Raw genomic sequence first — 11076 nt, 5'->3', positions numbered from 1 at the left:
TCATCACGTTGCCCCCTATGGCAGCATGATCAACCCGGCTTGGCCGGAGATCGCTAAGGCTACGCCGGCGAACCTACACCACCATATGGGACACGACCCAACCGGGCTGGGACAGTCGCAAATCCGGTTCGGCAATCGCAGTCATACGCAAGGCAGGCACTTTCGCAAAACGGGCGCGAGATCGCTGCCCCGTGTTGGCCATTTGTAAGTGCACATGCCCAACAGCCCGCCAATGCTCGATAAGGGGAACTTCGTAAGGCGCTGGCAAGGTAATGAAAAAGAGGCCGAAAGTTGCGTAATTCTACATAACAGTGCGGGGGCGGCGGATTAACAGCGGCGTCGTAATGCTCCCGGTCGAAGGTTTCAGATCACGACTTCGACATAGGGATACCAATGCGCAAATTCACACTTCTTGTTGCCACGCTGCTTGCCACAACCACGCATCAGGTGGCGTGGGCGGCCGACGAAGCAGTTGTGCCAGCTGACGGAGCGCGGGAAAACGCAGCACCGGCTGCTCCGGCCAAGAAAGCCTTCAGCACGGGCGTTGCCAAGGGTCGCGATCTGCTCGATACGGCAATCTCGGCCAGCGTGATCGACGAGACGGACCTGGCCAAGCTTTCGGTCAGCTCGGTCGCCGGGATCATCCAGAACATCCCTGGCATCCGCGCCGAAACATCCGACATCGATGGTTTTTCCGCTATCACCGTGCGCGGCCTGCCATTGTCGGGCGATGGATCGAAGTTCCTGCAATTGCAGGAGGACGGGTTGCCCGTGCTCGAATTTGGCGATCTGCACTTCGCGTCGGCAGACCAGTTCCTGCGTGCTGACCTGACGCTGTCGCAAGTGCAGGCGATCCGGGGCGGCTCGGCTTCGACTTTTGCGTCCAATTCACCCGGCGGCGTGATCAACTTCATCTCGCGCACCGGTGAGACGGCCGGCGGCGTGATGCAAGTGTCGAGCGGCGTGGGCCATGACCTGAAGCGCATCGACTTTGCCTATGGCAGCCCGCTTGGCGATGGCTGGCGCTTTCACGTCGGTGGATTCTATCGTCAGGGCGAAGGCCCGCGCGACATCGGCTATGACGGATTCAAAGGCGGCCAGGTCAAGGCCAATGTGACCCGCCAGTTCTCCAATGGCCATATCCGGGTTTACGCCAAGTACCTGGACGACCGGCAACCGAACTATTCACTCTATCCGATCGGCCTGTCCGGTACCAACGAAGCGCCGAAGATCAGCGATCTGCCGGGCAACGCCATTCGGCGGAACGCCTATGAATCGCGCTTTACGCAAAGCTATCTGGGGGTCGACCAGAACAACAATCCGACCACATTCGATGTAGCCAACGGGCTTCGCGGGATCACCAAGTCCATCGGGCTGGAAGCGCAGTTCGACATCGCGGGGTGGACGGTCAGCAACCGCTTCCGCTTTGCCGACATCAGCGGCGAATATAACGAGAGCATCCCGATGGTGAGCGCACCTGCGCCTGCGATTGCTTTCCTGCTTGGCGGCCCCGGTTCGACGCTCGCTTACGCCGACGGTCCTTCTGCCGGACAGGCCATCAATGACGCCCGGTTGCTCGCCTTGTCGATCCGCATCAACGTGCAGCAAAACCAGATGGACAACGCAACCAACGATCTGCGCGCAAGCCGGGTCTGGCAGGTCGGCGAAGGAAAGCTGACGACGACGGCAGGCGTGTACAATTCCTCGCAGTCCGTCGACATGTACTGGAACTTTGCCAATTCGATCAACGATCTGGCAGGTGGTGACCGCAATGCGCCGGTCAACCTGACCAGCGCCGGGGGTGTCCCGCTGACCGATGGCGGCACATATGCTTACGGCTTCGGGTTTGCCGTCCCGGTGGCCGAATATCACAACCGCTATGACCTGAAATACAAGGTCCTGGCGCCCTATGGTTCAGCCAATTACCAGATCGGCAAACTGGCAGTGGGCGCAAGCGTGCGCTGGGATCGCGGCTCTGTTGCAGGCCGGGTTTTTTCGCCAAGTTATGGCGGCGGCCGCATTGGCCAGATCGCCGCTGACATCAACGGCAATGGTGCCATCTCGGTGGCCGAAACCAAAGTGGCGATCCTGCCACTAACCCAACCCGCCGTGGTCGATTACGATTACAACTATGTATCGTATTCCGCAGGAGTGAACTATCGTCTGGCCGAGCCGCTTTCGGTGTTCGGGCGATACAGCCGCGGCGCGCGCGCCAATGCCGAGCGCATCCTTGGTTCAGGCTCGCTCAACCCCAACACTGGTGCGCTTCTCGATCCATCGACCGCATTCAACGTGGTCAAGCAGGCCGAAGTGGGTGTGAAATTCCGCAAGGATGGGCTGACCGCCTATGTCACCGGATTCTGGGCATCGACTGGCGAGCGCAACTACCAGATCGGCGCAGACGCCAGCGGGCAGGTCATCGTGATCCCGATCGACCGCACCTACAGCGCCAAAGGCGTCGAATTCGAAGGTGAAGTGCGCGAAGGACCGTTCTCGCTGACACTTGGCGCGACCTGGACCAAGGCGACCATCGACAAGGACCGCACCGATCCTGCGCTCGAAGGCAATCGTCCACGGCATATCCCAACCTTCTCGTTCCAGGCGCGTCCGCAGGTGGAACTGGGCAAGGTCACGTTCGGCACTGTGCTGAACGGCACCACCAGCAGTTTTGCTCAGGACAGCAACATCCTCAAACAGCCCGGATACGTGCTGGTCAGCCCATTTGTGCAGGTGCGCCCAGCTGATCGCGTAACGTTCAGCGTCAACGCCTTCAACGTGTTCGACAAGCTGGCGATCGTGCAGCTGGCCTCGGCCGCTATCCCGGTCGGCGGCCTGACCAATGCTCAAGTGATGAACGGCCGCACTGTCACCGCATCGCTTCGCTATTCGTTCTGACCTCCTTGCGACCCGCCTTTCTTTCCCCCGGGGAAGGCGGGTCGCTCCCCCAGTCCAAGGAAACCCAATCCGTGTTTGACCGCTTGAACATTCCCCGCAGGCTCGGCCTCTCGTTCGTGGCGCTCAACGTTACGGCGGCGATCATGATGATCGTGTTCGGCGTGAGCCTGGCCATGATATCAAGCGTCACCGCGCGCAATACCGAGAGCCAGGCAATCCTGGCCGATACGCTGACACTGGAAACGGCGTTGCTTCGGCAGAACAGCCAGCTGCGCGGGTTCCTTGTCACGGCGGATCAGAGCTACCTCAAATCCTACTACGAAGGCCGCGACGATTACGACAAGGCTTCGGCTGCGCTGGAAGCTCGGCTGACCGATCCGGCGCTGCAGGAAATGGTACGCACATCGCGCGCCGAAACGCAGAAATGGCGTGAAAACTGGGGTGACAAATATATCGAGGTCGTCAAATCCGGCCAGCGCGATGTTGCACAACAGGCCATCCGCGATGCCGGCAAGGCCGTTCTGGTCAGTGACGCCGTGTTGCCGCTTCGCACCGTGCGCGATGCCCAGCATGAGGCGATCGCGGCAGAAACGGAATGGCAGGACAGTGCGATCATCTTTGGCTGGATCGCCCTGGCCGTGGGCGGCGCGCTGCTGATCGGCATGGCCATGGTGCTTTCGCGCAAGCTTTCGCACTCCATCGCTACACCGATTGCCGACCTGACGCAGACGATGTCAGCCATGGCCAAAGGCCAGTATGACCTTGCCATTCCCGGCACCGGTCGCATCGATGAACTGGGCGCCATGGCGCAAGCGGTGATGGTATTCCGCGATGCCGCGCATGAACGCGCCCGTGCGGTGAAGGAACGCGAAGAGGCCATGGCCAAAATCGGTGCGAACCTGCACGCGGTGGCCAATGCCGATCTTTCAGTGCGCATCATTGACGTGCCGCCCGCGTTCCAGACCGTCGCGCACGATTTCAACGAAGCGATGGAGCGGCTCTGCCAGGCCATGGGTCTTGTGCAGGACAGCATCATGGCGATCAACCTGACATCGGGCGAGATTCAACAGGCCACCACTGATCTTGCCACCCGCAGCGAACAGCAGGCCGCCAGCCTCCAGTCATCATCGTCGGCGATGGACAACCTGACCACGCAGATCGAGGACTATGCCAAGATCGCTGCCGACGTGAGCGGATCGATGGTCGAAGCACGCGGCGAGGCCGAAAGCGGCGGCAAGGTTGTGAGCAAGGCCATCGAAGCGATGGACAATGTGGCCCGCGCCAGCGCCGAAATTTCCGACATCACCACAATGATCGATGGCATCGCCTTCCAGACCAATCTTCTCGCCCTCAATGCAGGCGTGGAAGCGGCGCGTGCAGGCGAGGCAGGCAAGGGCTTTGCCGTCGTCGCCTCCGAAGTGCGCGCATTGGCTCAGCGTGCCACCGAAGCTGCCAACGCGATCAAGCAGCGCGTGGAAGCGGTGACCAACCATGTCCGTTCGGGCGTTTCGCTGGTCAACGAAACCGGATCAGCGCTTGAAACGATCATCAGCCGCGTCGGCACGGTGACCGCTTCGATCTCGACCATTGCCGAAACGGCGGGCGAGCAAAGCATTGCCCTGCGCAAGATCAATCGCGCCATCGGTGCGATGGACCAGATGACTCAACAGAACGCTGCGATGGTCGAGGAAACCAACGCTGCCACCAAGAACCTGACGCAGGAAGCAGGGCAACTCTCCAGCGCCTTTGCCAGCTTCAAGATCGGCGACGAGCGCCCCGGCGCATCGTTCAACGCACCGGCCCGCCGGACAGCACCAGCCCCGATCAAACATGCACAGGCAACGCACGCTCAGGCCACGCCGATACGCCGCGCGGCAACACCACCGCCGCAAGTCAGCGGTAACCTGGCACTCGATAACGATTGGTCGGAGTTCTGATCACCACAGCTACGTTCCAGAGTCGACTTGCTCGTCCGACCAGATAAGGCAAAGACAAAAGCGAGGATTTCGCTGCAAGGATTTGCGAAGATGAGCAACGACGACCTGCTGGCCAACTATCGCCAGGCCTATAACCGGAAAGTCGGGTTTGGCACACGGCCCGCGCTGGTGATGATCGACTTCTGCATGGGCTATTTCGATCCGGCTTGTGAACTTTACGCAGATGTGGAGCCGGCACTTTCATCCGCATTGCGTGTGCGCACAGCAGCACACGATGCGGGCGTGCCGGTGATCCTGACCAACGTGGTCTATCACCCCAGCACGATTGATGGTGGCCGCTTCTTCGAGAAGGCTGCGCCACTCCGGCATTTCATCATGGGCAGTCCGATGGCCGCTTGGGCGCCAGGGCTTGATCCGTTTGAAGACGAACTCGTCATTTCCAAGCAATACCCCAGCGCATTCTTCGGCACCTCGCTTGCCTCCACACTGACCGCGATGGGGGTGGATTCGGTTTTGCTGACGGGTCTGACCACATCGGGTTGTGTGCGTGCATCGTGCGTCGATGCGATGAGCCACGGTTTTCGTACCGCCGTGATTGCCGACGCCTGCGGGGATCGGCACTCTGCTCCGCATGAAGCCAACCTGTTCGACATGAACGCCAAATATGCCGACGTTGTGGGCGAGAATGAGGCGTTGGCCTTTCTGCATGGTTTGAAAGCCTGAGCAGAAGCGCTTGACCGGGGCCTGAAATAATGAGAACTTAGGTTCTAATAAAGTAGCGGCACGTCAGGCCGCCAGGCAAACGGGCGCAGCATTTGCGCCGTCGTGGGGCCGCCGATTGGGAGATCGACGTGCTGCCTGCCTCTACGCTTTCATCTTGTATCGAATGGCAATTTGCCGAAGCCGGAGACCTTCCCGCGCGCGTTCATGCCGCCAAGGCACAAGGATTTGCTGCGGTTGAATTTCACCTGTGGCGCGAGAAGCCGGTTGAGGCGATGGCTGAGGCTTTGGCCGCAACCGGCATTGAACTCACCGGCCTGTGCGTGGATCCGCGCCGCTCCATCGTCGATCCGGCAGAGCGTGCCGAAATGGTGAAAGCCGTGCGCGAGACGATTGCGGCGACCGCCTGCCTCGGCAAGCCACCCCTGATCCTCGCCTCGGGATTCCGGGTGGAGGGGATGAGCGAGGAGGACCACTTCGCCAATGCCGTCGCCGCGCTCAAGGAAGCCACAGCGCTGGCCGAGGAAGCGGGCGTCATGCTGCTGCTTGAACCGCTTAACACACGGCTGTTTTCCGCGATGTATCTCGTCAGCACCGCGCTCGGTCTCGATCTGGTCGAAGCGGTCGGCAGCCCCAACCTGCGCCTGCTCTATGATGTGTGGCACAGCGCGGTGATGGGCGAGGATGTTGCCCAAGTGCTGAAAGGTCGCATCCACCTCGTTGCGCACGTTCAGGTGGCCGATATGGACGACCGCAACGAGCCGGGCACCGGCACGGTCGATTGGGACCACGTGATGCGCCCGCTGGGTGACCTTGGCTATGCCGGGGCCATCGGGATGGAATTTTTCCCCACTCTGCCCATGGACCAATCGCTGGAGCTGACCCGCAAAACGCTGGGCCTCTGACGGATTTCAACGCTGCTATCCGGGAGAGGACAAGTGGCCGAAAACAGACTGAGTTTAGCTGAGCGCCTGAGCTATGGCCTCGGCGATATGGGCACCAGCCTTGCCTACAACATGGCGAGCGGGTTCCTGCTGTTCTACTATACCAATGTGGTCGGCCTGCCCGCTGCGGGCGTGGGCACAGTGTTCCTGATCGCGCGGCTGATGGACGCGGTGATCGATGTGATGGTGGGCATCGCGGTGGACAAGACCCGCAGCCGCTGGGGCCGCACGCGCGGGTACTTCCTGTTCACTGCACTGCCCTATGCACTGGTCACCGTGGCGCTGTTCCACATGCCGAACTGGAGCCAGGGCGCGCAACTGGCCTATGCCTTCGTCACCTTCAAGGCACTGGGCATTCTCATGTCCTTGCAGGCCATTCCCTATACCGCGCTGATGCCGATGATGACGCGCAATTCGTCGCAGCGGCTCAAGCTGTCGGGGATGCGCGGGGTGGGCACATCGATCTCGGTGGTGCTGGGCACGGCTGCTGTGCTGCCGTTGGTCGGCCTGTTCGGCGGGGGCAATCAGGCCAAGGGCTTCCAATCGGTCGCCATGCTGTTTGCCGCCATCGGCTTTGTCTGCACCGTGGCGCTCTATCGCAACTGCAAGGAACGCTTCGAAGACGGCTCCTCGCCCGACTTCGCGATCCTGCCCGCCGTGCACGAAATGCTGCGCAACAAAGCGTGGCTGGTCGTCTTCGCGTCATGCCTGCTCTATTTCATGCGCTTTGGCCTGATGATGAGCGCGACCGCCTATTTCGCCATCGACGTGCTGGGCAAACCGTGGATGATCTCGATCATGTTGCCTGCGGTTTCGGGGATGTTGCTGCTGTCGTCGTTCGTCGCCCCGCCGATCTTGGCCCGCACCGGGATCAAGCGTGGCTGCGTGTTCGTGCTGGCGCTGGCAGCGGTGCTGTTTGCGCTGTTGCCCTTGGCCGAAAGCAACGTGGCGCTGTTCCTCACGCTTTATATCGCCGCTTGCCTTGCCACATCGATCACCATCACCGCCGCCTTTGCGATGATTGCCGAAACGGTGGACTATCACGAACGGAAGTTTGGCACCCGGCGCGAAGGCCTGCTTTCGGCAGGCATCAGCCTGTCCACCAAAGTCGGCATGGCGGTGGGAACGGCAGGCTTCGCGTTCATCCTTGGCGCGGCGGGCTATGTCCCCGATGCTGTCACCGAGGGCGCTCGCGATGCGATCCGTTGGGCCTATTATGGCAGCGCTGTGGTGCTGCTGGCCTTGCAAACACTGGTCATGATGCTGTGGCCTATGGACGGACTGCGCGAAACGATCCGGGTCGATAATGCCGCGCGCGCCACTTGACGGATGCAGTGAATTAGTAGAATATAAATTCTAATAGGGCGCCAGACCCTCCCGGAGAGTGTGTCGACGGTTCGTCCGCCAGCCTTTCCCCGAACCGAACTCGGCACTGCAATCAGTAAGGCCTGTGCCCGGCCATCACGGACTCCCAGCGAGGTGAATTGTGACCAGCAAGATCAAACGGGGCGTCAGCCTCTATTCCTATCAGAACGAGACCTTTCAGGGCAAAATGAGCCTTGAGGACTGCATCCGCACCAGCGCTGAACTGGGTGCCAAGGGCATCGAGATCATCGGCGAGCAGACCTTCTGGGGCTGGCCCGAATATGGCGTGGCATCAGAAGACGTCGACCAGTGGCACCGCCTGATCAAGCAGTATGACTGCACGCCCGTGGCCCACGATTTCATGCTCGATTACAAGCGCTACAAGGGCCGCGAGATGCCCTTTGAAGAGCAGGTCGCCAGCGTGAAGAAGGACATCGAATTCGGTGCCCGCCTGGGCATGAAGTACATCCGCGCGCTGGTTTCGATCGCGCCCGAAGTGCTGGTGGCCGCTGCGCCCCACGCCGAAGAGCACAACATCAAGATCCTGATCGAAGTTCACGCCCCGCTGCACTTCGATCATCCGTGGATCATCCGCCACGCCGAAGCCTTTGAAAAGTCTGGCTCGGATGCGCTGGGCTTCCTGCCCGACATGGGCATGTTCCTGTTCGCTTTCCCGCCGGTGTGGAAGGAAAAGTTCCTGCGCATCGGCGTGCCGCCAGCGATCGCGGACTATGTCGTGAAGGCTTATGACGACCGTGTCCTTTCGGAATACGTGATCCTCAACGTCCAGCAGATGGGCGGCACCGGCCCCGCCATCGCGATGGCCGAAACACTGCGCCACAATGCCGCATTTGAACCCAAGCGGATGCTCGATCACATGAGCCGCATCCACAACATCCACGGCAAGTTCTATGAAGTGACCGAGGACTATGTGGAGCCTTCGATCCCCTACGACCAGATCGTCCAGGTGCTGGAGCAAGGTGGTTACGAAGGCTACATCTGCTCGGAATACGAAGGGAACCGCTGGATTGAGGACGCGCAGGAGCCGGACTCGGTCGAACAGGTCCGCCGCCAGCAGGTGATGCTGGCCAGGCTGCTGGGCGAGAGCGAAGTGCCCACAATCAAGACCCCGGCTTTCGCTCCCACCCTCACTGAAGCCGCAGAATAAGGAGCGCATTGCCATGATGGACAACAAGATGATCGTCGAAGGCAGCCTCCAGTCGGTTGATGGCGGCTTCTCCTTCCTGGGGCGTCTGCCCTATTACCGGGGCCTTGGCCTTTCCATGATTGAGGACATTCAGGTCACCGTGGATGGTGACGTGCAACCGCGTGAATCGGTGCGCTTTGCCGTGCGCGGGAAGACCTACACGCTCGACGAGATGGAGACCTGCTACGACAACCGCTGGAACTTCGGCGAAAAGGCACAGATTATCGTGCTGAACGGCGGACTTTCTGCCGGTAACCACACGATCACCTTCGCCGTGCGCAACCGGGTATCCTATCTGCCCTTCGTGCCGACCACGAAGGACACCAAGGAACTGGCGCTGGCGGCGTAAGGCGTGCCGGCAGCACAACCACTCTGAATCTCTGCTCTCCCGCGAAGGCGGGGGCCTCAGTCGAGTTACGCTACGACAGTGTAAACGGCCTGAGGTCCCCGCCTGCGCGGGGACGCACTTGCCCAATTAGGCTTTAGGCCCGAACGGCCTGTTCAGCCGCACGATGGCAAAGTTCAGGCAAGTGGCAAAGCTGACCCAGACAAGATAGGGCACGACCAGCCAACTTGCCAGCACCGAAAATTCGCGCAGACACACGGCCAGCGCCAGCACCGATCCCCACAGGAACGGCACTTCCACCAGCGCCCAATCGGGCCGTTGCCGCGCAAAGAACAGCGGTGACCACAGAAAGTGGAACACGAAGTTCAGCGCGAACAGCGCGATCACCGTCATGCGCCCGGCCTCATCCACTGCGCCGTTCCACGCCAGCACGGCGGCCCAGCCACCAAGGCCGAGGATCACCGTCCACGCCGGGCCGAACAGCCAATCGGGCGGCTGCCACGATGGCTTTTTCAGATTGCGATACCACGGCCCAATGTCGGTGAGTAGTCCGCCTGCTCCTCCGAGGATGACAGCCCAGAGGATGGCGGCGATTACATGGGGTTCGGGCATCAAAGAGGTATGAGGCCTGTGCCGAGCGAGCGCAATGCGCAAAGCTGTGCCAGACCGAAATGGGAATAAAAACACCCCCTGCTCCCCCGCGAAGGCGGGGGCCTCAGGCGGGTTCAACTGCCGTTGCGCAACAACACCGAGGCCCCCGCCTTCGCGGGGGAGCAACATTTCAGAATGGGTGTTGCTTAGCCAGCGCACAGCTCCTGAATATAGGCCAGCGCCTCACCCGTAGGCTGGCGCGTAGGGTAGCATTCCACCCCGATCGTGCCCGAATAGCCCAGCCGCGCGAGCATCGCCAACCGCGCGGGCCAGTCAATCGCCCCCGATCCCGGCTCGCCCCGGCCCGGAGCATCGGCGATCTGCACGTGGTCCACCAGATGCATCACCGGCGGCAGCACCGCTTCCGGGTCTTCGCCTTCGACGATGGAGTGGTACATATCATAAAGCAGCCGCACGCGCGGACTGTCCACAATCTGCGCCACTTTCACGCAGTCCTCGGTCATCGCAAACAACACGCCGGGATGATCGACGCGGGTGTTCACCGCTTCGAGGATCAGCGTGAGGTCATGTTCTTCGGCAATCGGCACCACGCTGGCCACGGCATCGGCCACCGTCTGCAACTGCACCGCACGCTTCAGGAACGGCACCGCCGGACCCGAGGCGATGACCACCCGCTTGCACCCCAAAGCCACGGCGTTTTCCACACTCTGCCGCACGTTCGCGCGGAATTCGTCGTGCGTCTGCGGATCGATGATGCGTGTGCGCGGATCGTTGACCATGCTCCACAGTTCCACGCTATGCGCATCCAGCGCCGCACGGACCGAGGCGACATCGCGGCCCGCCATCGTGAAGATTTCCACCTTGCGGAAACCTGCGGCAGCAGCAGCCGCAATGCGATCCTCAAGCCGGTCGCCCGCTTCAGTGAAACCATATTCGAGATTGACCGAGAGATCGAAAGCCACGGCGCTCAGCTCCCCCAGATGCGGCGGGCCATCGCCTGATGGCGGCGCACCTGTTCAAAGGCATCGCGCGTGTCATAGGCATGGCCTT

General features: G+C 61.2%; 9 protein-coding genes. 7 read left to right on the top strand and 2 right to left on the bottom strand.

Annotated features, from left to right (window positions below; translation table 11 throughout):
• Positions 1 to 393 precede the first annotated feature (393 nt).
• The 7 genes from B7X90_RS15935 (at position 394) to B7X90_RS15905 (ending at position 9417) form a co-directional block, all read left to right on the top strand.
• Positions 394 to 2895 carry a TonB-dependent receptor gene (locus tag B7X90_RS15935; protein ID WP_292626055.1) on the top strand — a complete coding sequence of 834 codons (2502 nt, stop codon included), beginning with the start codon at positions 394 to 396 and terminating at the stop codon, positions 2893 to 2895.
• Between the two features lie 71 nt (positions 2896 to 2966).
• The gene (locus tag B7X90_RS15930) at positions 2967 to 4832 is read left to right on the top strand and encodes a methyl-accepting chemotaxis protein (RefSeq protein WP_292626053.1); all 1866 of its coding nucleotides are present in this window, start codon (positions 2967 to 2969) and stop codon (positions 4830 to 4832) included.
• A 90-nt stretch (positions 4833 to 4922) separates the two neighbouring features.
• The gene (locus tag B7X90_RS15925; protein WP_292626051.1) at positions 4923 to 5555 is read left to right on the top strand and encodes an isochorismatase family protein; all 633 of its coding nucleotides are present in this window, start codon (positions 4923 to 4925) and stop codon (positions 5553 to 5555) included.
• Between the two features lie 92 nt (positions 5556 to 5647).
• The gene (locus B7X90_RS15920) at positions 5648 to 6457 is read left to right on the top strand and encodes a TIM barrel protein (RefSeq protein WP_292626049.1); all 810 of its coding nucleotides are present in this window, start codon (positions 5648 to 5650) and stop codon (positions 6455 to 6457) included.
• Positions 6458 to 6490: 33 nt separating this feature from the next.
• Entirely contained in the window at positions 6491 to 7822 is a 1332-nt protein-coding gene (locus B7X90_RS15915) for an MFS transporter (protein ID WP_292626046.1), read from the top strand.
• A gap of 160 nt (positions 7823 to 7982) precedes the next feature.
• Positions 7983 to 9029, top strand: a complete 1047-nt coding sequence (locus tag B7X90_RS15910) for a TIM barrel protein (RefSeq protein ID WP_292626044.1) — start codon at positions 7983 to 7985, stop codon at positions 9027 to 9029.
• 13 nt (positions 9030 to 9042) lie between these two features.
• A complete protein-coding gene (locus tag B7X90_RS15905; RefSeq protein WP_292626042.1) occupies positions 9043 to 9417 on the top strand; it encodes a DUF6379 domain-containing protein in 375 nt (124 codons plus the stop codon).
• Positions 9418 to 9543: 126 nt separating this feature from the next.
• Here B7X90_RS15905 and B7X90_RS15900 read toward each other — a convergent pair whose 3' ends face one another.
• Together B7X90_RS15900 and B7X90_RS15895 are read right to left on the bottom strand one after the other, a co-directional pair.
• Complete coding sequence (locus B7X90_RS15900; RefSeq protein WP_292626040.1) at positions 9544 to 10026, bottom strand: TspO/MBR family protein; 483 nt, start codon at positions 10024 to 10026, stop codon at positions 9544 to 9546.
• A 185-nt stretch (positions 10027 to 10211) separates the two neighbouring features.
• The gene (locus B7X90_RS15895) at positions 10212 to 10988 is read right to left on the bottom strand and encodes a TIM barrel protein (RefSeq protein ID WP_292626037.1); all 777 of its coding nucleotides are present in this window, start codon (positions 10986 to 10988) and stop codon (positions 10212 to 10214) included.
• Positions 10989 to 11076: the final 88 nt, after the last annotated feature.

It is taken from the genome of Novosphingobium sp. 17-62-19, from assembly GCF_002256775.1.
GTDB lineage: Bacteria > Pseudomonadota > Alphaproteobacteria > Sphingomonadales > Sphingomonadaceae > Novosphingobium.
Note: the sequence above shows the minus strand (reverse complement) of the source record. Positions and strands in the feature narration are given on the sequence as shown.